Annotated in this window: 38 protein-coding genes and 2 pseudogenes; 38 read left to right on the forward strand and 2 right to left on the reverse strand. The window is 38.4% G+C overall.

All coding sequences use genetic code 11. From position 1 onward, the window contains the following. Positions 1 to 61: 61 nt before the first annotated feature. From rpsJ to rplQ, 29 genes and pseudogenes are all read left to right on the forward strand, one after another. Entirely contained in the window at positions 62 to 370 is a 309-nt protein-coding gene (gene rpsJ / locus LZ578_RS03575) for a 30S ribosomal protein S10 (RefSeq protein ID WP_235145965.1), read from the forward strand. Positions 371 to 410: 40 nt separating this feature from the next. Beyond that, a complete protein-coding gene (rplC, locus tag LZ578_RS03580) occupies positions 411 to 1,046 on the forward strand; it encodes a 50S ribosomal protein L3 (protein WP_235145966.1) in 636 nt (211 codons plus the stop codon). Positions 1,047 to 1,073: 27 nt separating this feature from the next. Then, positions 1,074 to 1,697, forward strand: coding sequence for a 50S ribosomal protein L4 (rplD, locus tag LZ578_RS03585; protein WP_235145967.1), 624 nt, complete (start codon positions 1,074 to 1,076; stop codon positions 1,695 to 1,697). After that, complete coding sequence (rplW, locus tag LZ578_RS03590; protein ID WP_235145968.1) at positions 1,697 to 1,987, forward strand: 50S ribosomal protein L23; 291 nt, start codon at positions 1,697 to 1,699, stop codon at positions 1,985 to 1,987. Before rplD ends, rplW begins: the two co-directional genes overlap by 1 nt. A 39-nt stretch (positions 1,988 to 2,026) precedes the next feature. After that, a complete protein-coding gene (rplB, locus tag LZ578_RS03595; RefSeq protein ID WP_235145969.1) occupies positions 2,027 to 2,857 on the forward strand; it encodes a 50S ribosomal protein L2 in 831 nt (276 codons plus the stop codon). A 50-nt stretch (positions 2,858 to 2,907) separates the two neighbouring features. Next, positions 2,908 to 3,188: pseudogene (rpsS, locus tag LZ578_RS03600) on the forward strand (30S ribosomal protein S19). Between the two features lie 20 nt (positions 3,189 to 3,208). Beyond that, positions 3,209 to 3,565, forward strand: a complete 357-nt coding sequence (gene rplV / locus LZ578_RS03605; protein ID WP_235145970.1) for a 50S ribosomal protein L22 — start codon at positions 3,209 to 3,211, stop codon at positions 3,563 to 3,565. A 3-nt stretch (positions 3,566 to 3,568) separates the two neighbouring features. Continuing rightward, complete coding sequence (gene rpsC, locus LZ578_RS03610; protein WP_235145971.1) at positions 3,569 to 4,225, forward strand: 30S ribosomal protein S3; 657 nt, start codon at positions 3,569 to 3,571, stop codon at positions 4,223 to 4,225. Between the two features lie 3 nt (positions 4,226 to 4,228). Further along, positions 4,229 to 4,663 (forward strand): 50S ribosomal protein L16, encoded by a 435-nt coding sequence (gene rplP, locus LZ578_RS03615; RefSeq protein WP_235145972.1) that lies wholly within the window; start codon positions 4,229 to 4,231, stop codon positions 4,661 to 4,663. After that, on the forward strand, positions 4,653 to 4,850 hold the full coding sequence (gene rpmC, locus LZ578_RS03620) for a 50S ribosomal protein L29 (protein ID WP_235145973.1): 198 nt from the start codon (positions 4,653 to 4,655) through the stop codon (positions 4,848 to 4,850). Before rplP ends, rpmC begins: the two co-directional genes overlap by 11 nt. Positions 4,851 to 4,874: 24 nt before the next feature. Continuing rightward, on the forward strand, positions 4,875 to 5,141 hold the full coding sequence (gene rpsQ, locus LZ578_RS03625; RefSeq protein WP_235145974.1) for a 30S ribosomal protein S17: 267 nt from the start codon (positions 4,875 to 4,877) through the stop codon (positions 5,139 to 5,141). Positions 5,142 to 5,182: 41 nt separating this feature from the next. Continuing rightward, positions 5,183 to 5,551, forward strand: coding sequence for a 50S ribosomal protein L14 (gene rplN / locus LZ578_RS03630; RefSeq protein ID WP_235145975.1), 369 nt, complete (start codon positions 5,183 to 5,185; stop codon positions 5,549 to 5,551). Between the two features lie 42 nt (positions 5,552 to 5,593). Then, positions 5,594 to 5,902, forward strand: coding sequence for a 50S ribosomal protein L24 (rplX, locus tag LZ578_RS03635; RefSeq protein ID WP_235145976.1), 309 nt, complete (start codon positions 5,594 to 5,596; stop codon positions 5,900 to 5,902). A gap of 27 nt (positions 5,903 to 5,929) precedes the next feature. Then, on the forward strand, positions 5,930 to 6,469 hold the full coding sequence (gene rplE, locus LZ578_RS03640; RefSeq protein WP_235145977.1) for a 50S ribosomal protein L5: 540 nt from the start codon (positions 5,930 to 5,932) through the stop codon (positions 6,467 to 6,469). Positions 6,470 to 6,488: 19 nt separating this feature from the next. After that, positions 6,489 to 6,674: a type Z 30S ribosomal protein S14 gene (locus LZ578_RS03645; protein WP_235145978.1), complete on the forward strand. Its 186-nt coding sequence runs from the start codon at positions 6,489 to 6,491 to the stop codon at positions 6,672 to 6,674. A 34-nt stretch (positions 6,675 to 6,708) separates the two neighbouring features. Next, positions 6,709 to 7,107 carry a 30S ribosomal protein S8 gene (rpsH, locus tag LZ578_RS03650; protein ID WP_235145979.1) on the forward strand — a complete coding sequence of 133 codons (399 nt, stop codon included), beginning with the start codon at positions 6,709 to 6,711 and terminating at the stop codon, positions 7,105 to 7,107. A 43-nt stretch (positions 7,108 to 7,150) separates the two neighbouring features. Further along, a pseudogene (gene rplF / locus LZ578_RS03655) lies at positions 7,151 to 7,686 on the forward strand (50S ribosomal protein L6). 47 nt (positions 7,687 to 7,733) lie between these two features. Continuing rightward, entirely contained in the window at positions 7,734 to 8,099 is a 366-nt protein-coding gene (rplR, locus tag LZ578_RS03660; protein WP_311198592.1) for a 50S ribosomal protein L18, read from the forward strand. A 20-nt stretch (positions 8,100 to 8,119) separates the two neighbouring features. Then, entirely contained in the window at positions 8,120 to 8,620 is a 501-nt protein-coding gene (gene rpsE / locus LZ578_RS03665) for a 30S ribosomal protein S5 (protein ID WP_235145981.1), read from the forward strand. Between the two features lie 12 nt (positions 8,621 to 8,632). Continuing rightward, the gene (rpmD, locus tag LZ578_RS03670; RefSeq protein WP_235145982.1) at positions 8,633 to 8,815 is read left to right on the forward strand and encodes a 50S ribosomal protein L30; all 183 of its coding nucleotides are present in this window, start codon (positions 8,633 to 8,635) and stop codon (positions 8,813 to 8,815) included. 33 nt (positions 8,816 to 8,848) lie between these two features. Further along, positions 8,849 to 9,289, forward strand: coding sequence for a 50S ribosomal protein L15 (gene rplO, locus LZ578_RS03675; RefSeq protein ID WP_235145983.1), 441 nt, complete (start codon positions 8,849 to 8,851; stop codon positions 9,287 to 9,289). Continuing rightward, positions 9,289 to 10,584 carry a preprotein translocase subunit SecY gene (gene secY, locus LZ578_RS03680; protein WP_235145984.1) on the forward strand — a complete coding sequence of 432 codons (1,296 nt, stop codon included), beginning with the start codon at positions 9,289 to 9,291 and terminating at the stop codon, positions 10,582 to 10,584. Before rplO ends, secY begins: the two co-directional genes overlap by 1 nt. A gap of 52 nt (positions 10,585 to 10,636) precedes the next feature. Further along, complete coding sequence (locus LZ578_RS03685) at positions 10,637 to 11,284, forward strand: adenylate kinase (protein WP_235145985.1); 648 nt, start codon at positions 10,637 to 10,639, stop codon at positions 11,282 to 11,284. Between the two features lie 102 nt (positions 11,285 to 11,386). Continuing rightward, entirely contained in the window at positions 11,387 to 11,605 is a 219-nt protein-coding gene (gene infA, locus LZ578_RS03690; protein ID WP_235145986.1) for a translation initiation factor IF-1, read from the forward strand. Positions 11,606 to 11,637: 32 nt separating this feature from the next. Continuing rightward, a complete protein-coding gene (gene rpmJ, locus LZ578_RS03695) occupies positions 11,638 to 11,751 on the forward strand; it encodes a 50S ribosomal protein L36 (RefSeq protein ID WP_235145987.1) in 114 nt (37 codons plus the stop codon). A 20-nt stretch (positions 11,752 to 11,771) separates the two neighbouring features. After that, complete coding sequence (gene rpsM, locus LZ578_RS03700) at positions 11,772 to 12,137, forward strand: 30S ribosomal protein S13 (protein ID WP_235145988.1); 366 nt, start codon at positions 11,772 to 11,774, stop codon at positions 12,135 to 12,137. Between the two features lie 25 nt (positions 12,138 to 12,162). Then, a complete protein-coding gene (gene rpsK, locus LZ578_RS03705) occupies positions 12,163 to 12,549 on the forward strand; it encodes a 30S ribosomal protein S11 (RefSeq protein WP_235145989.1) in 387 nt (128 codons plus the stop codon). Positions 12,550 to 12,631: 82 nt separating this feature from the next. Then, entirely contained in the window at positions 12,632 to 13,576 is a 945-nt protein-coding gene (locus tag LZ578_RS03710) for a DNA-directed RNA polymerase subunit alpha (RefSeq protein ID WP_235145990.1), read from the forward strand. Positions 13,577 to 13,603: 27 nt separating this feature from the next. Then, a complete protein-coding gene (gene rplQ / locus LZ578_RS03715) occupies positions 13,604 to 13,984 on the forward strand; it encodes a 50S ribosomal protein L17 (RefSeq protein WP_235145991.1) in 381 nt (126 codons plus the stop codon). Between the two features lie 276 nt (positions 13,985 to 14,260). Here the strand turns inward: rplQ and LZ578_RS03720 are convergent, their stop codons facing one another. Next, positions 14,261 to 15,025, reverse strand: a complete 765-nt coding sequence (locus LZ578_RS03720) for an alpha/beta hydrolase family protein (RefSeq protein WP_235145992.1) — start codon at positions 15,023 to 15,025, stop codon at positions 14,261 to 14,263. 214 nt (positions 15,026 to 15,239) lie between these two features. On the opposite strand from LZ578_RS03720, the gene LZ578_RS03725 reads away from it, so the two are divergent. The 7 genes from LZ578_RS03725 to rpsI all read left to right on the forward strand — a co-directional run bounded on the left by LZ578_RS03725 (position 15,240) and on the right by rpsI (position 20,691). Continuing rightward, on the forward strand, positions 15,240 to 16,079 hold the full coding sequence (locus tag LZ578_RS03725; protein ID WP_235145993.1) for an energy-coupling factor ABC transporter ATP-binding protein: 840 nt from the start codon (positions 15,240 to 15,242) through the stop codon (positions 16,077 to 16,079). Further along, entirely contained in the window at positions 16,055 to 16,966 is a 912-nt protein-coding gene (locus tag LZ578_RS03730; protein WP_235145994.1) for an energy-coupling factor ABC transporter ATP-binding protein, read from the forward strand. The genes LZ578_RS03725 and LZ578_RS03730 overlap by 25 nt, the downstream gene beginning before the upstream one ends. Beyond that, a complete protein-coding gene (locus LZ578_RS03735; protein WP_235145995.1) occupies positions 16,959 to 17,756 on the forward strand; it encodes an energy-coupling factor transporter transmembrane protein EcfT in 798 nt (265 codons plus the stop codon). Before LZ578_RS03730 ends, LZ578_RS03735 begins: the two co-directional genes overlap by 8 nt. Positions 17,757 to 17,833: 77 nt before the next feature. Then, the gene (gene truA, locus LZ578_RS03740) at positions 17,834 to 18,607 is read left to right on the forward strand and encodes a tRNA pseudouridine(38-40) synthase TruA (RefSeq protein ID WP_235145996.1); all 774 of its coding nucleotides are present in this window, start codon (positions 17,834 to 17,836) and stop codon (positions 18,605 to 18,607) included. Between the two features lie 78 nt (positions 18,608 to 18,685). Next, positions 18,686 to 19,693, forward strand: a complete 1,008-nt coding sequence (locus tag LZ578_RS03745) for an acryloyl-CoA reductase (protein WP_235145997.1) — start codon at positions 18,686 to 18,688, stop codon at positions 19,691 to 19,693. Positions 19,694 to 19,841: 148 nt separating this feature from the next. Next, positions 19,842 to 20,285 (forward strand): 50S ribosomal protein L13, encoded by a 444-nt coding sequence (rplM, locus tag LZ578_RS03750; RefSeq protein WP_235145998.1) that lies wholly within the window; start codon positions 19,842 to 19,844, stop codon positions 20,283 to 20,285. A 13-nt stretch (positions 20,286 to 20,298) separates the two neighbouring features. Further along, entirely contained in the window at positions 20,299 to 20,691 is a 393-nt protein-coding gene (gene rpsI, locus LZ578_RS03755) for a 30S ribosomal protein S9 (RefSeq protein WP_235145999.1), read from the forward strand. 569 nt (positions 20,692 to 21,260) lie between these two features. Here rpsI and LZ578_RS03760 read toward each other — a convergent pair. Beyond that, a complete protein-coding gene (locus LZ578_RS03760; protein ID WP_235146000.1) occupies positions 21,261 to 22,373 on the reverse strand; it encodes a YncE family protein in 1,113 nt (370 codons plus the stop codon). Positions 22,374 to 22,975: 602 nt separating this feature from the next. Here LZ578_RS03760 and LZ578_RS03765 point away from each other — a divergent pair. Both LZ578_RS03765 and LZ578_RS03770 read left to right on the forward strand, forming a co-directional pair. Next, positions 22,976 to 23,650: a response regulator transcription factor gene (locus tag LZ578_RS03765; RefSeq protein ID WP_235146001.1), complete on the forward strand. Its 675-nt coding sequence runs from the start codon at positions 22,976 to 22,978 to the stop codon at positions 23,648 to 23,650. Then, a complete protein-coding gene (locus LZ578_RS03770) occupies positions 23,647 to 24,870 on the forward strand; it encodes a cell wall metabolism sensor histidine kinase WalK (protein WP_235146002.1) in 1,224 nt (407 codons plus the stop codon). The genes LZ578_RS03765 and LZ578_RS03770 overlap by 4 nt, the downstream gene beginning before the upstream one ends. Positions 24,871 to 24,872 lie beyond the last annotated feature (2 nt).

Consider the following 24,872-nt stretch of genomic DNA (forward strand, 5'->3'; position numbering starts at 1 on the left):
ATGCCGGGGATTTTCGTGGAGCTAGTCTTATGATTTACATTTGACGAAGGAGGGAAATAACATGGCAAAACAAAAGATTCGTATTCGTTTGAAAGCATATGAACACCGTGCGTTGGATCAATCAGCAGATAAGATTGTGGAAACAGCAAAAAGAACTGGAGCTAGCGTTTCAGGTCCGATTCCATTACCTACTGAAAGACAACTATTCACAGTGATTCGTGCAACTCACAAATACAAAGATTCTCGCGAACAATTTGAAATGTTGACACATAAGCGTTTGATCGACATCATCAACCCAACAAGTAAAACTGTTGATGCATTGATGAAGTTAGACTTACCAAGTGGTGTTGATATCGAAATCAAACTATAATTCTATCTAAAACAAACAATAAAAAAACGGAGGTGTTACCATGACCAAAGGAATCTTAGGCAAAAAAGTAGGAATGACTCAATTCTTCACAGAGAACGGTGAATTGGTGCCAGTAACTGTTATCGAAGCTACTCCAAACGTTGTTTTACAAGTTAAAACAAATGAAACGGATGGTTACGAAGCTGTACAACTAGGTTATCAAGAAATGCGTGAAGTTTTGACAAACAAACCTGCTAAAGGTCATGCAGCAAAAGCAAAAACTGCTCCTAAGCGCTTCATTAGAGAAATCAAAGATGTTGAGCTGGGAGAATATGAAGTAGGACAAGAAGTGAAAGTAGATATATTCGAAGCAGGGGACATCGTTGATGTCACTGGTACATCGAAAGGACACGGTTTCCAAGGTGTTATTAAACGCCACGGCTATTCACGTGGACCTATGTCTCACGGATCACGTTTCCATCGTAGTCCTGGTTCAATGGGTGGAGCATCTGATCCATCACGCGTATTTAAAGGTAAAAAATTACCTGGACAAATGGGTGGAAACAGAACAACTCTTAAAAACCTAGAAATTATGAAGGTTGATACAGAAAGAAACGTACTTCTTGTTAAAGGAAACGTTCCTGGATCGAAGAAATCTCTTATTGAAATCAAAGCAGCGTTTAAAGCTGTTAAATAATAAAACCAGAAAGGAGGAACGAGAAATATGCCTAACGTAGCTCTATTCAAACAAGATGGAACACAAAACGGTGAAGTAACATTAAATGAAGAAATTTTTGGAATTGAACCGAATGATAGTGTTATATTTGAAGCAATCATTATGCAACGTGCTTCTCTAAGACAAGGAACACATGCTGTAAAAAACCGTAGTGCAGTACGCGGTGGTGGACGTAAACCATGGCGTCAAAAAGGTACTGGACGTGCTCGTCAAGGATCTATCCGATCCCCACAATGGGTTGGTGGTGGAGTAGTATTCGGACCAACACCTCGTTCTTACTCATATAAATTAAATAGAAAAGTTCGTCGTTTAGCTCTTAAATCAGTTCTTTCTGAAAAAGTAGCAGAAGGAAACTTGATTGTAGTTGATGGCTTAACTTTCGACACACCAAAAACAAAAGAATTTGCAAAAGTGTTAAATAACTTGAATGTTGACTCCAAAGTATTGGTAGTTATCGAAAATGATAACGATAATTCAGTATTAGCAGCCCGTAATCTTCCTAACGTAACCGTAATCGGAGAAAACGGATTGAATGTACTTGATCTCGTTTCAAATCAAAAAGTAATTGTAACTCAAACTGCACTTTCTAAGGTAGAGGAGGCTCTTCAATAATGGAATATCATGATGTAGTTATTCGTCCAATCATTACCGAAGCTTCCATGCTTGCAATGGATGAAAAAAAATATACCTTTGAAGTGGATGTTCGTGCAAATAAAACTTTAGTAAGACAAGCAATTGAAAAATTGTTTGACGTTGAAGTTAAAAATGTGAACATCATGAACGTGCGCGGTAAGTTAAAACGTATGGGCAAAAACAAAGGCTATACAAAGAAACGCCGTAAAGCAATCGTAACTCTAACCGAAAACTCAAAAACAATTGAATTGTTCGGCGAAGACGAATAAAAAATAGAAATTCAAATTACTAAATAGGAGGGAAAATACGTGGCGATTAAGAAATACAAACCTACCACAAACGGCCGCCGTAATATGACAGGATCCGATTTCGCAGAAATCACAAAAACAACTCCTGAAAAAACATTGCTTGAATCAAAAAGCAAACATGCCGGTCGTAACAACCAAGGTAAAATAACTGTGCGTCACCAAGCTGGTGGACACAAACGCGCGTACCGTTTGATTGACTTCAAACGTAACAAAGATGGCGTAATCGGTACGGTTAATGCAATTGAGTATGATCCAAACCGTTCGGCTAATATCGCTTTGATTCATTACTCTGATGGAGTGAAGACTTACATCATTGCACCAAAGGGAATCCAAGTTGGTCAAAAGATTGAATCTGGAGAAAAGGCTGACATCAAAGTTGGAAATGCATTGCCATTAGTAAACATTCCTGTCGGTACTTTTGTTCATAACATTGAAATGAAACCTGGTAAAGGCGGACAACTAGTTCGTTCAGCTGGTACAAGTGCACAAGTATTAGGTCAAGAAGGAAAATACACATTGGTTCGTTTAACCTCTGGTGAAGTTCGAATGATCCTTGATACTTGTCGTGCAACTGTTGGAACTGTTGGAAATGAACAGCATGAACTGATTAACATCGGTAAAGCTGGACGTAACCGTTGGAAGGGTAAACGCCCTACAGTACGTGGATCTGTAATGAACCCGAACGATCACCCACACGGTGGTGGTGAAGGTAAAGCACCAATCGGATTGAAATCACCTATGACACCATGGGGCAAACCTGCATTGGGCTTGAAAACACGTAACAAAAAAGCGAAATCCAATAAATTGGTTGTTCGTGGTCGTAAGAGATAATTCTTAAAGTAACTTAGAAAACGTAAAAGGAACCGAAGGGAGGCTTCACCATGGGTCGTAGTTTGAAAAAAGGACCTTTTGTCGATGATCATTTGATGAAGAAAGTAGAAGCTGCATCAAAGAGCGAGAAGAAACAAGTTGTAAAAACTTGGTCACGTCGTTCTACTATTTTTCCACAATTCATTGGTCAAACAATCGCAGTTTATGATGGAAGAAAACATGTTCCAGTATACATTCAAGAAGATATGGTAGGACATAAATTAGGGGAGTTCGCTCCTACAAGAACATACCGTGCCACACGGCAGATGACAAGAAAACAGGTCGTCGTTAATTACGAGGGGAGGAATTATCATGGCAGAACAAATTACAGCTGCAACAGCAACTGCTAAAACTGTCCGTATCGCACCTCGTAAGGTTCGTCTAGTAGTGGATCTTATCAGAGGCAAGAGCATTGGAGAAGCAATCTCCATTCTGAAATTCACACCACGCGCTGCATCACCTGCAGTGGAAAAAGTGTTGATGTCAGCTATCGCGAATGCGGAACACAATTATGATTTAGACATTGAAAATTTAATCGTAGCCGAAGCCTATGTGAACGAAGGACAAACAATGAAGCGTTTCCGTCCACGTGCTAAAGGTTCAGCTTCACAAATCTTAAAACGTACAAGCCACATTACAATCGTGGTATCAGAAAAGAAGGAGGGATAATCTGTGGGTCAAAAAATTAATCCAATAGGAATGCGTATAGGTATTATCCGTGATTGGGATGCCAAATGGTATGCCGAAAAAGATTACGCTACTTTCTTACATGAAGACTTGAAAATTCGTAGTTATATTGAAAAAAACCTAAGCGAAGCTTCTGTATCTCGTGTAGAAATTGAACGTGCTGCAAATCGCGTAAATATTTCTATCCATACAGGAAAACCAGGAATGGTAATCGGTAAAGGTGGTTCCGAAGTTGAAAAACTTCGTAAAGCACTAAACAATATGACGAACAAACGTGTTCACATTAACATTGTTGAAATTAAAAAGACTGATTTAGATGCTAAATTAGTTGCTGAGGGTATTACGAAACAACTAGAAGGTCGTGTTGCTTTCCGTCGTGCTCAAAAACAAGCAATTCAACGTACAATGAGATCTGGAGCTTTAGGTATTAAAACCCAAGTTTCCGGACGTTTAAACGGAGCAGATATCGCTCGTGCAGAAACTCATTCAGAAGGAACAGTTCCATTACATACCTTACGTGCAGATATTGACTATGCATGGGAGGAAGCTGATACTACATATGGTAAACTAGGCGTAAAAGTTTGGATCTACCGTGGAGAAGTATTGCCAGCTCGTAAAGTAACAGAGAAAGGAGGGAAATAACCAATGTTAGTACCTAAACGTGTAAAACATCGTCGTGAATTCCGTGGAAAAATGCGCGGTGAAGCAAAAGGTGGTAAAGAAGTTGTTTTTGGTGAATATGGTTTACAAGCAGTTGATTCTAAATGGATCACAAACCGTCAAATCGAAGCAGCTCGTATTGCAATGACTCGTTACATGAAACGTGGTGGGAAAGTTTGGATTAAAATCTTCCCTCATAAATCATATACATCTAAAGCTATTGGTGTTCGTATGGGCTCCGGTAAAGGAGCTCCTGAAGGTTGGGTTTCCCCAGTAAAACGTGGAAAAATCATGTTTGAAGTAGGCGGCGTATCTGAAGAAGTAGCACGTGAAGCTTTGCGTTTGGCATCTCACAAATTGCCTATCAAAACGAAAATAGTAAAACGTACAGAAATTGGTGGTGAATCGAATGAAAGCTAATGAACTTAAAGAATTATCCACTACTGAGATGATTGAAAAAGAGAAAGAATTTAAAGAAGAGCTTTTCAATCTACGATTCCAACTTGCTACAGGGCAGCTTGAAAATACAGCCCGTCTGAAAGAAGTTCGCAAATCAATCGCACGCATCAAAACAGTGTTGCGTCAACAAGAATTGCAAAATCAGTAATCCAGCAAAGGAGGTAACTAAGAAATGACTGAAGAACGTAATAAGCGTAAAGTCTACCAAGGCACTGTTGTTTCCGATAAGATGGAAAAGACAATTGTTGTAGAAGTGTCTACATACAAAAATCATCCAGTATACGGTAAACGTGTTCGTTACTCTAAAAAGTACAAAACACATGATGAAAATAACCAAGCTAAAATGGGTGACGTAGTTAAAATTATGGAAACTCGTCCACTATCTAAAACAAAAAACTTCCGTTTACTAGAAATAGTGGAAGAATCGGTTATCATCTAACCAAATAGAATGAATTCCTAATCCGGAAGGAGGATACTGAAGTGATACAAACAGAATCTCGTTTGAAAGTTGCCGATAACTCAGGTGCAAGAGAAGTCCTAGCTATTAAAGTTTTGGGTGGATCAGGCCGTAAGGTTGCTGGCATTGGTGACGTAATCGTCGCAACAGTTAAACAAGCTACACCCGGTGGTGTTGTCAAAAAGGGTGAAGTTGTAAAAGCTGTAATCGTGCGTACTAAGTCAGGCGCTCACCGTAAAGACGGTTCATATATAAAATTTGACGAAAATGCGTGTGTAATTATCCGTGATGATAAGAGCCCACGTGGAACACGTATCTTTGGACCTGTTGCTCGTGAACTACGTGACAACAATTACATGAAGATTGTTTCCCTTGCTCCAGAAGTACTTTAAGAAATGCAATGATTGTAATGATCGAAGGAGGTGCAACAACTCATGCACGTAAAAACTGGCGATAAAGTTAAAGTAATTACCGGTAAAGATAAAGGCAAAGAAGGAGTAATCCTAAAAACTATGCCTAAGAGAGACCGCGTAATCGTAGAAGGTGTCAACATTGCTAAGAAGCACAAGAAAGCTTCTCAAACCAATGCCACCGGCGGAATCATCGAAGAAGAAGCAGCAATCCACGTTTCGAACGTAATGCTGATTGATGCTAAAACAGGTGAACCTACCAAAGTAAGCTACAAAATAGAAGATGGTAAAAAAGTCCGTGTTTCCAAAAAAACTGGCGAAATCATTGACTAATTTTTAAAGGAAGGAGGAGCTCATCTAATGAACCGTTTGAAAGAAAAATACAAAAATGAAATTACACCATCTTTGATGGAAAAATTTGACTACTCATCCGTAATGCAAGTACCTAAAGTAGATAAAATTGTTATCAACATGGGTGTTGGCGATGCTGTAGCAAATGCAAAAAACCTTGATAAAGCAGTGGAAGAATTGACTTTGATCTCTGGTCAAAAACCAATTATTACATATGCTAAGAAATCAATTGCTGCATTCCGTTTACGTGAAGGTATGGCTATTGGTACGAAAGTTACTCTTCGCGGAGAAAGAATGTATGACTTCTTGGACAAACTTGTGACTGTTTCCTTGCCACGTGTGCGCGATTTCCGCGGCATAAGCAAACGTTCCTTCGACGGACGCGGAAACTACACATTGGGTGTAAAAGAACAATTGATTTTCCCTGAAGTTGACTACGACCGAGTAGACAAAGTTCGTGGAATGGATATCGTTATTGTAACGACTGCAGACACTGATGAAGAGTCAAGAGAACTATTGACACAATTAGGAATGCCATTCCAAAAATAAGCAAAGGAGGCGAAAAGACTTGGCCAAAAAATCCATGATTGCAAAAAACAAACGTCCTGCAAAATTCTCAACACAAGCTTATACACGTTGTGAACGTTGTGGCCGTCCACATTCCGTTTATCGCAAATTCAAGCTCTGCCGCATTTGCTTACGTGAACTGGCTTATAAAGGACAAATCCCAGGCATGAAGAAAGCAAGCTGGTAATCAGCCATTCCCGCATGAAGGAGGTAAAAACTAAATGGTTATGACAGATCCAATCGCAGATTTCCTTACTCGTATTCGTAACGCAAACATGGTTCGCCATGCTAGTTTGGAAGTACCTGCATCAAAAATTAAAATAGATATTGCTAACATCCTTAAAAAAGAAGGATTTATTAAAAACTATGAAGTCATTGAAGATGACAAACAAAACGTTATTCGCGTATTCATGAAATACGGCAAAGAAAAAGAACGTGTCATTACCGGATTGAAGCGCATCTCTAAACCAGGTTTGCGTGTGTATGCAAAAACTGGCGAGGTTCCCCGTGTATTAAACGGTTTGGGAATTGCTATTGTATCCACTTCTGAAGGTTTAGTAACTGACAAAGAAGCAAGATCCAAAAATATTGGTGGAGAAGTATTGGCTTACATTTGGTAATCCAATATTTCCAACCTAAAAAAATAGAAGGAGGTGCAGCCCTGTGAGTCGTATTGGTAATAAACTAGTAGAAATTCCAGCTGGCGTAACCGTTAGTCGAGAAGGAAACACTGTTACTGTAAAAGGACCTAAAGGTGAACTAACACAAACACTTAGTCATTTGATTACGATGAATGTGGAAGATAACATTGTTACTTTTACTCGTCCAAATGAAGAAAAATTCACGAAATCTATCCACGGAACTGTCCGTGCTTTGTTTAACAACATGGTAGTGGGTGTTTCTGAAGGATTCAAAAAGAATTAGATTTAATTGGGGTTGGTTACCGTGCTCAATTACAAGGAAATAAACTTGTATTGAACGTTGGTTACTCTCACCCAGTAGAATTCACTCCAGCAGAGGGTGTAAACGTAGAAGTTACTACAAACACACACTTAGTTATTTCTGGTAGTGATAAAGAAAAAGTTGGCGCATTAGCAGCTAACATCCGTGGAGTACGCCCACCAGAGCCATATAAAGGTAAAGGTATTAAATACTCTAACGAAATCATCCGTCGTAAAGAAGGTAAAACTGGTAAATAATAACCAGAACCTTCTGTACGCGAGTTGACATCCTAATAAAAAAAGAGGTGACCATTGTGATAAATAAACCAGATAAAAACAAAGTGCGTCAATCGAGACATGCACGAGTAAGAAGAAAAATTTCTGGTACTGCTGAGTGCCCACGCTTGAATGTATACCGTTCTAATAAACACATCTACGCTCAATTAATTGATGACGTAGCGGGTGTGACGCTAGCAAGTGCCTCTAGTAAGAAAGATTTAACTGAGAGTGTAACAAAAACAGATAGCGCTACTGCAATTGGTAAAATCATTGCTGAACGTGCTCAAGAAAAAGATATTAAACAAGTCAAATTTGACCGTGGTGGATATCTGTACCATGGCCGTGTACAAGCTTTGGCTGAAGCTGCCCGCGAAAATGGACTAGAATTCTAAGAAAAGGAGGATAACCACACATGGTATATATTGACCCAACTCATTTAGATTTAGAAGATCGCGTTGTTGCGATTAATCGTGTAACAAAAGTTGTAAAAGGTGGACGTAAACTCCGCTTTGCTGCTCTAGTTGTTGTCGGAGACAAGAACGGACATGTTGGATTTGGTACAGGGAAAGCAAATGAAGTTCCAGAAGCGATTCGTAAAGCAATTGAATCTGCTAAAAAGAACTTGATGGAAGTTCCTATGGTAGGATCATCTATTCCTCATGAAGTTATTGGAACATATAGTGGTGGAAACGTAATGTTGAAACCTGCTATTGCCGGTTCTGGAGTTTCTGCTGGTGGACCAGTTCGTGCCGTTATTGAATTGGCAGGAATTGCTGACATCACATCAAAATCTCTTGGATCAAGTACTCCAATTAACACTGTTCGTGCAACAATTGATGGATTACAACAATTGAAAAAAGCAGAAGAAATTGCTGCTTTACGCGGTAAAAGCGTAGAAGAAATTACAGGATAAGGAGGACCTACAATGGCAGAATTTAAAATTACTTTAAAGCGCAGCGTGATTGGACGTCCTCAAAACCAAAAAGATACAGTTAAGGCTTTGGGATTATCCAAAATTGGTAAATCTGTAGTAAAACCTGCTAACGATGCAATCGTTGGTATGATTAACACAGTAAGCCATTTAATAGAAGTAGAAGAAGTTAAATAATTTGATTTTAAATGAAGGAGGTGCCAAGCAACTATGAAACTTCATGAATTACAACCAGCAGAAGGATCTCGTAAAGAACGTAATCGCGTAGGTCGCGGATCGTCATCCGGTAATGGTAAAACTTCAGGACGAGGACATAAAGGTCAAAAAGCTCGTTCAGGTGGAGGAGTAAGACTAGGATTTGAAGGTGGACAAACACCATTATTCCGTCGTATTCCAAAACGTGGTTTTACAAATATTAACCGTAAAGACTATGCAATCGTGAATTTAGAAACTTTGAACCGTTTTGATGAAGGAACGGAAGTAACACCAGCACTACTTGTTGAAAGCGGAGTTGTCCGAGATGAAAAATCCGGCGTCAAAGTTCTAGGCCAAGGTACTGTTGAGAAAAAACTTACAGTCAAAGCACATAAATTCTCCAACGCAGCTAAGGAAGCAATTGAAGCTGCAGGTGGAACTGTTGAGGTGATCTAATGTTTACTCTTCTGAAAAATGCATTTCAGGTGAAAGACATTAGAAACAGAATCCTATTTACATTAAGTATGTTAATTGTATTCCGTATTGGAACACAAATAACAGTTCCTGGTGTAGATGCGAGTGCTATCACAAATTTAGCATCAACAGGCTTGTTTAGTCTTTTGAACACGTTCGGCGGTGGAGCGCTTAGTCAGTACTCCATCTTCGCAATGGGTGTTTCTCCTTATATCACAGCTTCTATTGTTGTCCAACTGTTACAAATGGATATTATTCCACGGTTTACAGAATGGTCTAAACAAGGTGAAGTTGGAAGAAGAAAACTGAACCAAGCAACAAAATACTTAGCAGTTGTTTTAGCTTTTGTTCAGTCGATTGGGATCTCAATTGGTTTTAACCAACTATCCGATTTCGGATTAGTTCGGAATCCAGGAACTACAACTTATCTCATGATTGCTTTAATCATGACAGCCGGTTCTATGTTTGTCATCTTCTTGGGTGACGCCATAACTATGAACGGTATTGGAAATGGTACTTCTTTATTAATCTTTTCCGGTATAGTTGCTCGTATACCTGCTGATTTAACCACTTTTTATAATGATCGATTTGTAGACGCCGGGGACAACCTGACCAGAAATATTCTGTTTAGTGTTGCACTGGCTATTGCTATGCTACTCGTAGTCATTTTTACAATCTATATGCAACAAGCGGAACGTAGGATTCCGATTCAGTATTCCAAACGGGCTGCTGGATCCAATCAAACTGCCCACTTGCCATTGAAGATTAATTCAGCTGGAGTAATTCCAGTAATCTTTGCCAGTTCATTCATGATGACTCCGCAAACAATCTTAGGATTCTTTGCTGCTAATTATGCAAATGCAACTTGGTATCAGGTACTGAATACAGTATTTAACTATCGTGAACCAGTCGGAGCTATTTTTTATACGATTCTGATTGTTGTTTTCACGTATTTCTATGCCCTTATCCAGATTAACCCTGAAAAGATGGCAGAAAACCTTCAAAAATCCGGAGGGTATATTCCAAGTGTACGTCCGGGTAAAAGTACAGAAGACTACATCACCAGTTTGTTGATGCGTCTAAGTACGGTTGGAGCATTATTTCTTGGCCTTATAGCCTTATTGCCGATCATTGCTTCGGCGTTATGGAACTTGCCAGATTCATTGGCACTTGGAGGAACCAGTCTTTTGATTATAGTAGGAACTGCTTTAGAAACTACTCGTCAAATTGAAGGCCGAATGGTGAAACGTAATTATCAAGGTTTTATTCAAAAGTAAGTTGTGTGCGGGGCTTGCCCCCACCACACTCTTGCAAATGAGGAGGCAGAAAATGAAGAACCTGATTATCACAGGACTTCCCGGTGCAGGGAAAGGTACACAAGCAGAGCGCATTGTTGATGTTTACGGTATTCCGCATATCTCAACAGGTGACATGTTTCGTGCCGCAATGCAAAATGGAACAGAATTAGGAAAGCAAGCTAAATCCTATATGGATCAAGGCGAGCTAGTTCCTGACGAAGTAACAAACGGTATTGTGAAGGAAAGACTTCAAGAAGAAGACACAAAAAATGGATTCTTATTGGATGGATTCCCCCGAACATTGGTGCAAGCAAAAGCTTTGGACAAAATCATGTCTGAACTTAGAAAAAACATCGATGCTGTTATCAACATTGAAGTAAATCCCGATGTGTTAAAAGCCCGTTTGACCGGTCGTATTATATGTCGAAATTGTGGTGCCACGTATCATTTAACTAACCATCCAACAAAAGTTGAAGGTGTTTGTGATCGTTGTGGTTCACATGACTTATATCAAAGGGAAGACGACAAGCCAGAAACCGTCGAAAATCGTATTCGTGTGAATTTAGAACAATCAAAACCAATTCTAGAATTTTATTCTGAAAAGGGATTGTTACACACTGTCAACGGCGAAATCGGAATTGAAAATGTTTTTTCAGAAATCCAAAGCCTCATTGGCTAAGCTTGTTTAACTCTTGATTTTATGATATAATCTAACAGTTAGTATAAAATAACCAAGACAAGAGATTAAAACAGCGCAACAGAATGTTAGGAGGTTAGAGGATTGGCGAAAGACGATGTCATTGAAATTGAAGGATTAGTCGTTGAAACGTTGCCCAATGCAATGTTTAAGGTTGAACTTGAGAATGGCCATATTGTGCTAGCGCACGTATCAGGTAAAATTAGAATGCACTATATCCGCATTCTGCCAGGCGATAAAGTAACGGTGGAATTATCCCCGTATGATCTTACTCGCGGTCGTATCACGTATCGATTTAAATAATTGCACTCCATCACTTTAAGGAGGGAAAAGTAATGAAAGTTAGAGCATCAGTAAAACCTATTTGCGAGAAATGTAAGGTTGTTCGCAGAAATGGTCGTGTAATGGTGATTTGTGAAAACCCTAAACACAAACAACGCCAAGGATAATAACAAGGAGGTGCCAATAAATGGCTCGTATAGCTGGAGTAGATATTCCGCGTGACAAACGCATCGTTATATCATTGACTTACATTTACGGAATTGGAAATACAACTGCACAAAAACTTTTGGAAAGAGCAGATGTATCTGAAGAAACCCGTGTACGTGATTTAACAAACGATGAACTAGATCGCATTCGTCAAGAAGTTGACAAGTTGAAAATTGAAGGTGACCTTCGTCGTGAAGTAAACCTAAACATCAAACGTTTGATTGAAATTGGTTCATACAGAGGAATTCGCCACCGTCGTGGATTACCTGTTCGTGGACAAAACACAAAAAACAATGCACGCACTCGTAAAGGTCCTTTGAAATCAGTAGTCAGCAAGAAAAAATAATATAAGTGAAGGAGGTTAACACTTCATGGTTAAAAAAGCAACTCGAAAACGTCGTGTAAGAAAAAATATTGAGTCGGGCGTAGCACATATTCGCTCTACTTTTAACAATACAATCGTAATGATTACAGATGTACACGGAAATGCCGTTTCATGGTCATCCGCTGGTGCGTTAGGTTTTAGAGGGTCTCGTAAATCCACTCCTTTCGCTGCTCAAATGGCTGCTGAAGCCGCAGCAAAAGTATGTATGGAACATGGAATGAAATCAGTAGAAGTTGCTGTTAAAGGTCCTGGTTCAGGACGCGAAGCTGCAATTCGTTCATTACAAGCAACTGGTTTAGAAGTTACTGCCATTCGTGACGTAACTCCAATTCCACATAACGGATGCCGCCCACCAAAACGTCGTCGCGTATAATTGCAGTTTGTATAAAAAATATATTAATTCGCAATGGACTCACTATGATGAACGAACCGTTTTGAAAGGGGTAAATTGACATATGATCGAAATTGAAAAACCAAGAATTGAAACGATTGAGATCAGCGAAGGTGCAACATTTGGCAAATTCGTTGTAGAACCACTTGAACGGGGATATGGGACAACACTTGGCAACTCATTACGTCGTATTTTGCTTTCTTCTTTGCCTGGTACTGCTGTATCGACCATTCAAATCGACGGCGTACTACATGAATTTTCAACCATTGATGGTGTGTTGGAAGACGTAACACAAATCGTCTTGAACATTAAACAATTGGCTTTGAAATTTTATTCGCAAGAAGATAAGACTATCGAAATCGATGTAAAAGGTCCTGCAGTCGTAACGGCAGCGGACATCAATCATGACAGTGATGTAGAAATCTTAAACCCTGATTTATATATATGTACAGTTGCTGAAGGTGCACAATTACATGTGCGTATGGACGCAAAAAATGGCCGTGGATATATTCGTTCCGAACATAATAAAACGGACGATATGCCTATTGGTGTGATTCCGGTAGACTCTATTTTTACACCTGTAAAAAAAGTGAACTATCAAGTGGAAAACACTCGTATTGGTCAAAAGAATGTATATGATAAATTAACTTTAGATGTATGGACAGATGGTTCTGTCAGCCCGGAAGAAGCAGTTAGTTTAGCTGCCAAAATCCTAACCGAGCATTTAAACATCTTCGTCAATCTTACCGATCAAGCTCGTAAAGCGGAAATCATGGTAGAAAAAGAAGAAACTCAAAAAGAGAAAATGCTTGAAATGACGATTGAAGAACTAGACCTTTCTGTACGTTCTTATAACTGTTTGAAACGCGCAGGAATCAATACTATTCAAGAGCTGACTGACAAGTCAGAAGCAGAAATGATTAAAGTGCGTAATCTCGGACGTAAATCACTTGAAGAAGTGAAGAATAAATTGGACGAATTAGAATTGTCCCTACGTCACGAAGACTAGTACTGCAGCAAAGGAGGATTACCCAAAATGGCTTATCGTAAACTAGGACGTACAAGTTCCCAAAGAAAAGCAATGTTACGTGATTTGACAACAGATTTGTTGATTAACGAACGCATTGTTACAACGGAAGCTCGTGCTAAAGAAATCCGTAGAACGACTGAAAAGATGATTACATTGGGCAAGCGTGGCGACTTAGCTGCACGCCGTATGGCAGCGCAGTTTGTTCGTAACGAAGTAGCTGATGTTCGTGAAGAAGGCGAAGATATTGTTATCGAGTCTGCTTTGCAAAAATTATTCAATGGTTTAGCTGATCGTTATGCTGATCGCCAAGGTGGATACACTCGTATCATGAAAACAGAACCCCGTCGTGGAGATTCTGCACCAATGGTTATTATTGAATTAGTTTAATCAAATTGTGCGTCAAGTACTTTTTGTGATTTTCAGATGAAAAGAGCGTTATGATGTTGATCTTTCCCTTTTTAGGTCGAGAGGTTAAAGTCTAGCTCGTGACATTTTACGAGAATGGAATCATTCTCGTAGGGTGCTCACCATTTGTAATAAAGATGCTTTGTGAGTATGAACTAGAAATGTTCAGCTCTATTTTTTTTTCTAATCAGTGGTTACCCATAACCCGTTCAAAAAAATCCCAAGTGATCATAGTCACTTGGGATTTTTTGTGTTCTTTTAGATTTTTTGATTGAGTAAATGATCCATCCATTTTAGAGTAGTTTGAATATGATGATCCCAAAAGGACCAAGAGTGCGTTCCAGCTTCTTCAATAAACTGATGATGGAGGTTTAAATCGGTTCTTTTATTGATTTCATCTCGAAAATGGAGATTCGATTTATACAAAAAATCTTCTGTACCAATGATTTGTAAGAGAGCAGGCATATCTTCGGTATGTGGCATGTTTTTAATCAGATGGACTAAGTCATTCTCTGAATCTTTTAATCGTTCTAGACTACCAAATATAGGCTTCAGTTCTGTATCTCTGTTAGAGTCTTGTTCCCAACGCATGACCACATCCAACGCACCGGAAAGAGAAGCTGCACCAGCAAATCGTTCAGGAAATTGTAATGCAAACTTTATTGCTCCATATCCTCCCATTGAAAAGCCGGCCACAAATGTATCTTTTTTATGAGTAGACAACCGAAATTGATTTTGCATTTTACGAGGAAATTCTTCAGTTAAAAAGGTCCAATAGTTACCACCAACTGCCATGTCTGTATAGTAACTCAGATGTACTTGAGGCATTAAAATAGCTATATTATATTTAGAAGCATAACGAACGAGAGAAGTATTATGGATCCAAGATTTTTCATCTCCGGACTTTCCGTGTAATAAGTATAGAACTGGATACGGCCCCGGAACTTTTTCTGGAAGAATAGCGGAGTAACTTATATTTAACCCTAATGTATCAGAATATAAATCACCATAGATTACACCCATAAATAGAACACCCCTTTTATTTTTTAATTATACAGGAACCCTTTCTAATAATGCATTTTTGCTAACTTTCAAGTATACTATATAAGTGTTAAATATGGGTGCCGACTCTCCATGAAAGTCGAAGAAAGCAAAAAGCTTTATAAAAAGTTGAATGATCGGTAAGAATGATAATGACACCAATGTATTTGGTATGTAAAAGGAAGTAGGGTTAAGGATGGAAGAAATAATCCAATTAAAAAATATATCTTTTACTTATTCAGAAGAAGATCTTCGTCCTGCATTAAATGACGTTTCTTTTTCCATTAATAAAGGGGAATGGATTGCAATAATTGGACCGAACGGCTCTGGTAAGTCGACATTAGCAAAAACAATTAATGGTTTAATAGAAGCAAATTCTGGAGAAGTAGTATTAGGGGGAGTTCCACTTTCTACGGAAACAGTGTGGGACGTTCGTCGCAAGGTGGGAATGGTTTTTCAAAACCCAGATAATCAATTTGTTGGTTCTACAGTTCAAGATGATGTAGCCTTTGGATTAGAAAATATTGGCATTCCTCGCGAGCAAATGATTACTCGAGTAGAAAATGCTGTTGAAGCAGTAAACATGACAGAATTCATTGATAAAGAACCTGCTCGTCTTTCTGGCGGACAAAAACAACGTGTAGCGATTGCTGGGATTATTGCCTTGGCTCCCGACATTATTATTTTAGATGAAGCAACGACCATGCTGGATCCAAAAGGGCGCAATGAAGTAATCGAAACGATTTTACGGATTAAAGAAGAACGTGACCTAACCGTCATTTCTATTACCCATGATATCGATGAAGCTGCTAAAGCAAATCGTATTTTTGTAATGCAAGAAGGACAACTCAAACAAATTGGTACTCCAGAAGAAATATTTGCTGTAGGTGCAGATATTATAGAAATGGGATTAGACATCCCGTTTCCAGAAAAATTAAAATATCAGTTGCAACGTCAAGGAATTAGTGTTCCCGATGAGTACTTAACAGAAGAAGGGATGGTGGATTGGTTATGGAAATTGTTTTCCGTGATGTAGGATTTTCTTATTCAGCAGGAACACCATTTGAGAGTCGTGCTTTGCATGATGTAAACTTAATGATACCGGACCACGGCTATACAGCTTTGATTGGTCATACTGGTAGCGGAAAATCGACCATTACCCAACATTTAAACGCTCTTTTGAAACCAACTGAAGGAACGGTTACCATTGGTGATCTGACTATTGATTCACAAACAAGTAATAAAAATCTGAAATTTTTACGCAAAAAAGTGGGAATTGTGTTCCAATTTCCAGAATCACAACTTTTTGAAGAAACCGTAGCAAAGGATATTGCCTTTGGGCCAAAGAACTTTGGTATATCAGACGAAGAGGCTCTTCGTATTGTGAAAGAAGTATTGCCTCTCGTTGGTTTAGATGAAACATTCATGGAGCGTTCTCCTTTTGATCTTTCAGGAGGTCAAATGCGTCGTGTCGCGATTGCTGGGGTACTAGCGATGCAACCGGAAGTGTTGGTTTTAGATGAACCAACGGCTGGGTTAGATCCAGAAGGACGTCGTGAAATTATGAATATGTTTTATAATTTACATGTAGATAAAGGACTTTCGATTATCTTGGTTACTCATCAAATGGATGATGTAGCTTCCTATGCTGATCATGTCGTTATTATTGAAAAAGGAACCGTTGTAAAAATGGGAACGCCAGATGAAGTTTTTCTAGATGCAGATTGGTTACAAGAAAAACAACTAGGGCTACCGTCTTCCTTACAATTTTTGAAGATGTTTTCCGAAAAAACAGGAATTGATTTTGGTACGCAACGACCATTGGGTACAGAGCGATTAGCCGAAGTGTTACTTTCTAAATTGCAAGAAAAAAATCCGGATGCACAAACAGCTACTCAGAAAGAAGGTGGCTGGAATGCTTGAGAAAATGCTTTTTGGTCGATACATTCAAGGAACCTCTTTTGTTCATAAAATGGATCCACGTGCAAAGCTAATAGGTGCTTTTTATTTTATTATTATCATTTTCTTAGCAAACAACTGGATTACCTATTTAGCAATGGCAATATTCACGTTCCTTTGTGTCTTTTTATCGGATATTCCTATAAAAGTATTTATTAATGGCGTGAAACCGTTGATTTGGTTGATATCTTTTACGGTTATATTACAAATCCTCTTTACAACTGGGGGAGAAAGTTACTTTAGTTGGGGAATCATTCATATTACTTCCTTTGGATTATTAAATGGAGCCTTTATCTTTATGCGTTTTGTGCTCATTATTTTTATGTCTACATTGCTTACGTTAACAACGATGCCTCTATCATTAACGGATGCAATTGAATCCCTACTGAATCCATTAAAAAAATGGAAAGTACCGGTACATGAGATTGCATTGATGCTTTCCATCGCCTTGCGCTTTGTCCCTACATTAATGGATGAAGCAACCAAAATTATGAATGCACAACGAGCTCGAGGTGTGGACTTTGGAGAGGGAAATATTATCCAACAAATGAAGTCTGTAACACCGATTTTGGTACCTCTGTTTGTAAGCTCATTTAATCGTGCAGATGAACTGGCAAATGCTATGGAAGCAAGAGGATACCAAGGAGGAGAAGGGCGTACAAAATTCCGTCTGCTTGATTGGCAAGGACGCGATAATCTAGCAATGGCGGCTTTTCTACTCCTTACGGTCCTGTTAATATTTTTACGAACATAAACGAAATTCAAAAAACCCGGAGAGATTTTGTCCGGGCTTTTCTATTTAAAAAAGAGAAAATGAAAGGAAGGTGAATTATGCCGATCCAACGATACAAATGTACAGTTCAATATGATGGAACCAATTATGTGGGGTATCAAATACAAAAAAATGGGAATAGTGTCCAAGCTGAAATTCAAAAAGCACTAAAAAAGATGTTCAAAGGACACACGATTCCAATACAAGGATCTGGTCGAACGGATTCAGGAGTTCATGCTTGTGGACAAGTGATTCATTTTGATTGTCCAGTTGATATTGAACCAGTTCACCTACAAAGAGCTCTCAATAGCATACTTCCAGCAGATATCTTAATTCTAGAAGCAGAACAAGTCAGTCAAGACTTTCACTCTCGTTTCGGAGCAAAAGGAAAAAAATATGTGTATCGGGTCGATTTAAATCGATTTCCCGATCCATTTAAACGACTCTATACGCTACACCATCCTTATCAAATTAATCTAGAAAATTTACAAGAAGCATTGGCTAAAGTAGTCGGCGAACATGATTTTACTAGTTTTTGTTCGACAAAAACGACGAAAGAAAATAAGGTACGAACGGTTTATGAAGCATCTTGTCGAATCGATAAAGAAAAAAATGAACTAGTTTTTACCTTTGTTGGGAATGGATTTCTTTATAATATGGTCCGGATTTTTGTAGGAACTGGACTCCAAATTGCGGATGGGATGCGACCCGTGGAAGAAATGGATCGACTCTTGAAAGTAAAGGACCGTAACGAAGCGGGACCTACTGCTTCAGGCCAAGGACTCTACTTAATGGAAGTGTATTATGATGACCAATTTAAGGAAAAGTATTGATAATCCTTAAAACCTACTTTTTTCATCTATACATTATGCTATTATGAAAATTAATTGAAATAAAAAGGAGACAGATGAATGGAATCATTTAAAGCTTTATGGGCAACTGCAAAAGGTGAAAGTGACATTCAATTAGAAGTTAAACCAACTAAGAAAACAGAACTGCAAGAAGGTTCGGTGTTAATAAAGGTACATTACTCCAGTGTGAATTATAAAGATGGACTAGCAGCTACAAATTCAAAAAGTGGAGTAGTTCGAAACTATCCATTCATATTAGGAATTGATTTGAGTGGAGAAGTAGCAGAATCCCAAACAGACTTATTAGAAGTTGGCGATCAAGTGATCGTAACAAATTATGGCTTAGGAGTGTCCCAATATGGCGGTTACAGCGAATATGCACGTGTTCCAGCTGAATGGGTGATTCCATTACCAAAAGGCCTTAGCGTGCGAGAATCGATGATTCTAGGGACAGCTGGCTTTACAGCAGGTGAATCGATTGTTGCATTAGAAGAACAAGGGATGGATGTAGCAAATGGTCCGGTCTTGATTCGTGGAGCTTCTGGTGGTTTAGGTGGTATGGCGATAAAAATGTTGAAAAACTTGAATTATACAACCATCGCTGAATCGCGTAAAAAGGACACGGAGAGCGATTATTTACATTCCTTAGGTGCAGACGAGATCATTAGTCCAGATGAAGGACAGCTACCTAAAAAGCGCCCTCTAGCTAAACAAAGATGGCAAGCCATCATTGATCCAGTAGGAGGAGACTCTCTCGCCGATTACTTAGCACAATTACAATACGGTGGCTCTGTAGCATTAAGCGGAAATGCAGGCGGTATAAATTTTCAAGCTACTGTTTTACCATTTATATTAAGAGGGATTAAACTGTTGGGAATTGATTCGGTAGAGTATCCAATGGAAAAACGATTGGCACTTTGGAATCGTTTGGGTAGTGATTTGAAACCGAACGACTTAGAAAAGATGATTGATTATGAAGTTCGTCTAGAAGAATTACCGAATGCTTTCCAGAAAATAATGGCTGGAAACATGAAGGGGAGAATCCTTGTTAAGGTAATTGAAGATTAATATAAATAATGAGATTTTTTTCAAATGATTTAATTGACAAATGGCTTTGGATGTCGTAAGATATTAGACGGTATTGTTTGCCACCACTAATGAGCCCCGGAAACTCAAGATGGTTCAAACATTCAGATTAGAAGATGGAGGAAACAACGTGCGTACAACATATATGGCTAAAGCCAACGAAAACGAAAACAAATGGTTTGTAATCGACGCAACTGATATCCCTTTGGGACGTCTATCAACTGTTGCAGCAACAATCCTACGTGGAAAAAATAAACCAACTTTTACTCCACACGTAGATACAGGTGATTCTGTAATTGTAATTAACGCTGATAAAATAAAACTAACAGGTAAAAAAGCAAGTGACAAGATCTATTCTCGCCACAGTGGTTACATTGGTGGACTAAAACAAGTCTCTGCTGGTGAATTACGTGAAAAGAACTCTAGAAGACTATTGGAATATTCTATCAAAGGAATGCTTCCTAAGAACTCTCTTGGAGCAAAACAATTCACTAAACTACATGTATACGGTGAAGATATTCACCCACATGCTGCACAAAAACCAGAAGTTTTAGACATCACTAACCTAATTTAAGGAGGGAATTCATATGGAACAAGCACAATACACCGGCACTGGCCGTCGTAAAAATTCAACTGCCCGCGTACGTTTGGTACCCGGTACAGGAAAATTCATTTTTAACAAAAAAGAGATGGAAGAATATATTCCATTCCCATACTTGTACGAAGTAATCAAACAACCATTGAACATTACAGATACTCTAGGAAGCTATGACGTATATGTAAACGTAAATGGTGGTGGATTCACTGGACAAGCTGGAGCAGCTCGTCATGGTATCTCTCGCGCATTGTTGCAAGTAGATCCTGACTTCCGCGGACCACTTAAAGAAGCTGGACTTCTAACACGTGACCCACGTATGGTTGAACGTAAAAAACCAGGTCTTAAAAAAGCTCGTAAAGCTAGCCAATTTTCAAAACGCTAATTGCTGGAGCCGTTGCGAATTTATTCGCTACCGGACACAGTATGGGACGGAGGTTTCGCAAGAAACTGAGTACCAATCTATTTTAATGTTCAAGGCACTTTCCAACTTGTTGGAAGGTGTCTTTTTTTGTTGTGACTGAATCCGTGACTGAATATTGATTTGCTAACAGATACGGTATCGTACGGAGCTTTCAAAAGAAACTAAGCATTAACATTTTTAATATTTTGCTTTATCAATTTAAGCTAGGCAAAGTAGCTTCACCTAGTAGGTAATTCAAAAATACTTCTAGTGGCGTCTGGCATGCCAAGGATTTTCGTGGGATATCATCTCGATCTCACTATATGGATACTTCTTGTATGTTCCTTTTCGGAATGATTCGTTTTTATAAAGGACGTCAGCGAGAAAAACCTCGGGTGCCTTTTTGTATGTAAAAAAATAAAATGGTGTCAGTGAATCAAGTTGATTCACTGACACCATTAATTAACGATCCGAAAAAAGAAAGAGAGCCTCGAAACAAACGAAATCTTCCTTTTTTTATATAGCTAGCTCCATTTTTCGAGGCCGTGGGATCATTCCGCAAATAGCGTATCGATTTTCACTCGGATTACGCGATCGATACTTGGATTACCGTGGTCACGATACGGATAGGCCCCGGATTCAAAGAGCAGGTAGAGTTGCTCTCCGTCCACGGCAATCTGTTCAAGATAAGACGGCATCGTGATTTTGGTGCTAATGTTCTTATCGGTGAAATCTTCGTTTTCTTTCAAGCGATTGAAGGAAAGTAGGGTAGAATCTTTTTTGCGTCCAGCAGAACGGGATAACAACAGCTTTTCTTGATAAAAAGCCAGACCTTGAATTTCTTTACTAATCTTGTCTACGTCATCTGGATAAGCTTCTTTCGTACTTTTTCCGGTATCGAGCGTCGTGACTAGTTTTCCATCTGTATTATTTTTCGTAGAGATTAGGTAGCGGTGCATGACGCTCTCACTATCATCATTGAAATAAGCCACATAGAGGTCATTCTCGTGGACTGTAATTGTGGAAGCGCGCTTGATATTTGGTAGATCGATGCTGTCAGTGTAGGCAATAGGTTCTGGGGAGTCTGAAAAATCATAAGACTCGATGTCAGTCAATGATAGCGTAATAACTTGCGCGGTGTCCTCTTTTTCTGAAGTGATCCAAAGTAGATTATGACTATGATCATAGGCGAGTCCGCCGACATGCGGAATACCATCAAGCACGATTTCTTTGATTAAGGAACCACTTCTTTTTTCCATCATGTAGATGACGGAATTGTGTTTCTTGGTTTGACAATAAGCCGAAATGAACAAATAATCGTCATTCACTGCCAGACCTTGTGGAGTCATTGTGGTACAGATATCGACTTTTTTGTGGTTATGCTGCATCGTCGAGGTGGCATCCATTCCCGGGATGATAAAAAAATTCTCTTCCGATTCAATATCGTCCTCTTCAAAAGCTGCCTGATACAGTTCTGGATAAGCAACCAGTGCTTCCTTCAGTTCACTCAATGATCCGAGACTAGCTTCCGTATTCGTTTCTTCGGCAAAAGTTAACCGTTCGATTTTCCCGTTCTTTGTGAGGATAAAGAGCGTGACGATGCTTGAAACGAGGATGACGATTAGTGCAAAGCTGATGTATCTCTTTTTCTTTAGTTTTTCCATGAAATCACTTCTCCAATTAAATATTTCCATAAACGCATTATCTCTATATTTTACTATAGAACTTATCTGGTAACTAACAAAAAGCTTTTGGCGACTATTTCGATTGCTTTCATAATTTCCTTCTTTTCATTATCTTTGAATGATATTGATTTGTGAACCAATACTTGAATAGCTGAAAAACTATGAATGGTATAGGTCATATATATGTTTTTAGATTTTCTTTATAGTTTGGTTAGTTAAAATTTCCATAACTTCACTATTTTTTCCCTATACATTTTTATGTCAGAATAGAGCTTTAAAAATAGTAGTAAATGTCTTGAAATGTTATATTATTTGGTTAGAAAGAAGAGCGAAATATTTAAAGAAGATAATCAACCCTTTTGATCTTATTGCTAATAGAGAAAGATATAAGTATAGGGAGTACTGATGAAATGATCGTACTATCGATTTTCTCTTTGATAGTGAAAGATTTTGTGGAAATTTTTTTACTTTACTTTCTGAGTACCAATTCCTAAGCTATAGACGTACCTAAATTAAAATAAAGTTTAACTCGAACTTAAGTAAGTAAGCTAGTATAGATAATATATACATAAGGAGGTAAGATGATGCGTTTATTACTTTGTGAAGATGAAAAAGAGCTTTCGGATGCTCTTGTAGCTATCTTAAAGTTTCATAATTATTCTGTAGATGCTGTTTATGATGGTGAAGAAGCTTTAAGTTATTTAGAAAGTGAAAATTATGATGGTGTCATACTAGATATCATGATGCCTAAAGTCGATGGAATATCAGTACTTAAAGAAATACGGAGCAAAGGAAATAAAGTACCCGTCCTTCTTTTAACAGCAAAATCTGAAATTGATGATAAAGTTTTGGGACTGGATACTGGTGCAGACGATTACTTAACGAAGCCATTCGTCACAAAAGAGTTGGTTGCACGCGTTCGTGCTATCACAAGAAGACAGGGTGAAATGACAGATTCTCAAATCAGTTTTGCCAATGTGATTTTAGATCGTTTAACCTATGAGTTGAAATCGGACAAAGATACAACGAAACTTTCAAATAAAGAGTTCCAGGTGCTGGAAATGTTAATGGTCAATCCTCAAAATGTGATTCCAACAGATCGTTTTATGGAAAAAATTTGGGGGTATGATAGTGATTCGGAAATAAATGTCGTCTGGGTATGTATATCATCCCTGAGGAAAAAATTAAATACGATTGGATCTTTCGTTGAAATAAAAGCGCGGAGAAATATAGGCTATTCTCTGGAGGAACAATGATGGTAGAAATGTTACGTAGAAAGTTTATTGTCATTTCTGTGAGCGCCGTTTTTGTAGTTATTCTTATGATTGGACTCTTTAGTAATGCATTCAACTATTCACAAATAGGCAAAAATTCTGAAATTATTCTAAGGATACTTGCAGAAAATGATGGTAATTTCCCTGAACCAGAAGTACAGGCTGTCAAACCTGATTTACCGCCTAGAGTATCACCAGAAGTGCCCTTTTACACCCGTTTTTTTACTATAAAAATCGATGACCAGAAACAAGTAATGGAAGTGAATACTGATAAAATTGCCTCTGTCTCTAGAGAAAATGCCATCGCCTATGCGGATAGTATTTTAAAGAGTGGAAAAAAGAGTGGTCTGGCAGATGAATTTAAATATAATGTTGTAACGAAAGACTACGGCTCTTTGCTTATCTTTGTAAGTCTTGATAGAGAATTAGAAATTTTCTACTCCTTTTTGGAAAACAGTATTATTATTGGTAGTATTGCGATTTTTATGGTCTTTTTAATCATACTAATCTTTTCTAAAAAGGCAATCGCACCAATCGCAGAAAGCTATGAAAAACAAAAACAATTTATTACCGATGCCAGCCATGAACTCAAGACCCCCCTGACGATTATTAGTACAAATGCAGAAGTGATTGAGATGAGCTCTGGCGAGAGTCAGTGGACAAAGAGTATTCATAATCAAGTGCATCGATTGTCTAAACTTATCGAAAGTCTGGTGTCACTTACGAGAATGGATGAAGAAAAAAATCAACTCATCAAGAATGACTTTTCCTTATCTCAAGTAGTAGAAGAAACAGCTGAAGCATTCTTAGAAATGGGTCTGATGAAAGGGAAAGAGCTTATAATAAGAGTTGAAAAAGAGATCAACTATGATGGGAATGAAGACTCCATTCGACAGCTTGTATCCATATTACTAGATAATGCATTAAAATATGGATTAAAAAATGAACCTATATTAATAAGTTTAAAGAGACAAGGAAAAAAATATGTTATACAGACAATAAACAAATCAGAAAATTTAAGGATCCAAAATTATGATATGCTTTTTGAGCGGTTTTATAGAGAGGATTTATCTAGAAATAGTCAGTTAGAAGGCTATGGAATTGGTTTATCTATCGCAAAAGCTATCGTACTAAAGCATAAAGGAAAAATAACTGCTGAAAGCTTGGATGGGAAGAGAATGATTTTTACCATTCAACTTTAAGA

The sequence above is a fragment of the Jeotgalibaca sp. MA1X17-3 genome (genome assembly GCF_021513155.1).
Taxonomy (GTDB): domain Bacteria; phylum Bacillota; class Bacilli; order Lactobacillales; family Aerococcaceae; genus Jeotgalibaca.

What these genes read in the sequence shown, in the direction of transcription:
- rpsJ (WP_235145965.1), top strand. Translation starts at nt 62, where the DNA reads ATGGCAAAACAAAAGATTCGTATTCGTTTGAAAGCATATGAACACCGT.
- rplC (WP_235145966.1), top strand. Translation starts at nt 411, where the DNA reads ATGACCAAAGGAATCTTAGGCAAAAAAGTAGGAATGACTCAATTCTTC.
- rplD (WP_235145967.1), top strand. Translation starts at nt 1,074, where the DNA reads ATGCCTAACGTAGCTCTATTCAAACAAGATGGAACACAAAACGGTGAA.
- rplW (WP_235145968.1), top strand. Translation starts at nt 1,697, where the DNA reads ATGGAATATCATGATGTAGTTATTCGTCCAATCATTACCGAAGCTTCC.
- rplV (WP_235145970.1), top strand. Translation starts at nt 3,209, where the DNA reads ATGGCAGAACAAATTACAGCTGCAACAGCAACTGCTAAAACTGTCCGT.
- rplP (WP_235145972.1), top strand. Translation starts at nt 4,229, where the DNA reads ATGTTAGTACCTAAACGTGTAAAACATCGTCGTGAATTCCGTGGAAAA.
- rpmC (WP_235145973.1), top strand. Translation starts at nt 4,653, where the DNA reads ATGAAAGCTAATGAACTTAAAGAATTATCCACTACTGAGATGATTGAA.
- rpsQ (WP_235145974.1), top strand. Translation starts at nt 4,875, where the DNA reads ATGACTGAAGAACGTAATAAGCGTAAAGTCTACCAAGGCACTGTTGTT.
- rplX (WP_235145976.1), top strand. Translation starts at nt 5,594, where the DNA reads ATGCACGTAAAAACTGGCGATAAAGTTAAAGTAATTACCGGTAAAGAT.
- rplE (WP_235145977.1), top strand. Translation starts at nt 5,930, where the DNA reads ATGAACCGTTTGAAAGAAAAATACAAAAATGAAATTACACCATCTTTG.
- rpsH (WP_235145979.1), top strand. Translation starts at nt 6,709, where the DNA reads ATGGTTATGACAGATCCAATCGCAGATTTCCTTACTCGTATTCGTAAC.
- rpsE (WP_235145981.1), top strand. Translation starts at nt 8,120, where the DNA reads ATGGTATATATTGACCCAACTCATTTAGATTTAGAAGATCGCGTTGTT.
- rpmD (WP_235145982.1), top strand. Translation starts at nt 8,633, where the DNA reads ATGGCAGAATTTAAAATTACTTTAAAGCGCAGCGTGATTGGACGTCCT.
- rplO (WP_235145983.1), top strand. Translation starts at nt 8,849, where the DNA reads ATGAAACTTCATGAATTACAACCAGCAGAAGGATCTCGTAAAGAACGT.
- secY (WP_235145984.1), top strand. Translation starts at nt 9,289, where the DNA reads ATGTTTACTCTTCTGAAAAATGCATTTCAGGTGAAAGACATTAGAAAC.
- LZ578_RS03685 (WP_235145985.1), top strand. Translation starts at nt 10,637, where the DNA reads ATGAAGAACCTGATTATCACAGGACTTCCCGGTGCAGGGAAAGGTACA.
- rpmJ (WP_235145987.1), top strand. Translation starts at nt 11,638, where the DNA reads ATGAAAGTTAGAGCATCAGTAAAACCTATTTGCGAGAAATGTAAGGTT.
- rpsM (WP_235145988.1), top strand. Translation starts at nt 11,772, where the DNA reads ATGGCTCGTATAGCTGGAGTAGATATTCCGCGTGACAAACGCATCGTT.
- rpsK (WP_235145989.1), top strand. Translation starts at nt 12,163, where the DNA reads ATGGTTAAAAAAGCAACTCGAAAACGTCGTGTAAGAAAAAATATTGAG.
- LZ578_RS03710 (WP_235145990.1), top strand. Translation starts at nt 12,632, where the DNA reads ATGATCGAAATTGAAAAACCAAGAATTGAAACGATTGAGATCAGCGAA.
- rplQ (WP_235145991.1), top strand. Translation starts at nt 13,604, where the DNA reads ATGGCTTATCGTAAACTAGGACGTACAAGTTCCCAAAGAAAAGCAATG.
- LZ578_RS03720 (WP_235145992.1), bottom strand. Translation starts at nt 15,025, where the DNA reads ATGGGTGTAATCTATGGTGATTTATATTCTGATACATTAGGGTTAAAT.
- LZ578_RS03725 (WP_235145993.1), top strand. Translation starts at nt 15,240, where the DNA reads ATGGAAGAAATAATCCAATTAAAAAATATATCTTTTACTTATTCAGAA.
- LZ578_RS03730 (WP_235145994.1), top strand. Translation starts at nt 16,055, where the DNA reads ATGGAAATTGTTTTCCGTGATGTAGGATTTTCTTATTCAGCAGGAACA.
- LZ578_RS03735 (WP_235145995.1), top strand. Translation starts at nt 16,959, where the DNA reads ATGCTTGAGAAAATGCTTTTTGGTCGATACATTCAAGGAACCTCTTTT.
- truA (WP_235145996.1), top strand. Translation starts at nt 17,834, where the DNA reads ATGCCGATCCAACGATACAAATGTACAGTTCAATATGATGGAACCAAT.
- LZ578_RS03745 (WP_235145997.1), top strand. Translation starts at nt 18,686, where the DNA reads ATGGAATCATTTAAAGCTTTATGGGCAACTGCAAAAGGTGAAAGTGAC.
- rpsI (WP_235145999.1), top strand. Translation starts at nt 20,299, where the DNA reads ATGGAACAAGCACAATACACCGGCACTGGCCGTCGTAAAAATTCAACT.
- LZ578_RS03760 (WP_235146000.1), bottom strand. Translation starts at nt 22,373, where the DNA reads ATGGAAAAACTAAAGAAAAAGAGATACATCAGCTTTGCACTAATCGTC.
- LZ578_RS03765 (WP_235146001.1), top strand. Translation starts at nt 22,976, where the DNA reads ATGATGCGTTTATTACTTTGTGAAGATGAAAAAGAGCTTTCGGATGCT.
- LZ578_RS03770 (WP_235146002.1), top strand. Translation starts at nt 23,647, where the DNA reads ATGATGGTAGAAATGTTACGTAGAAAGTTTATTGTCATTTCTGTGAGC.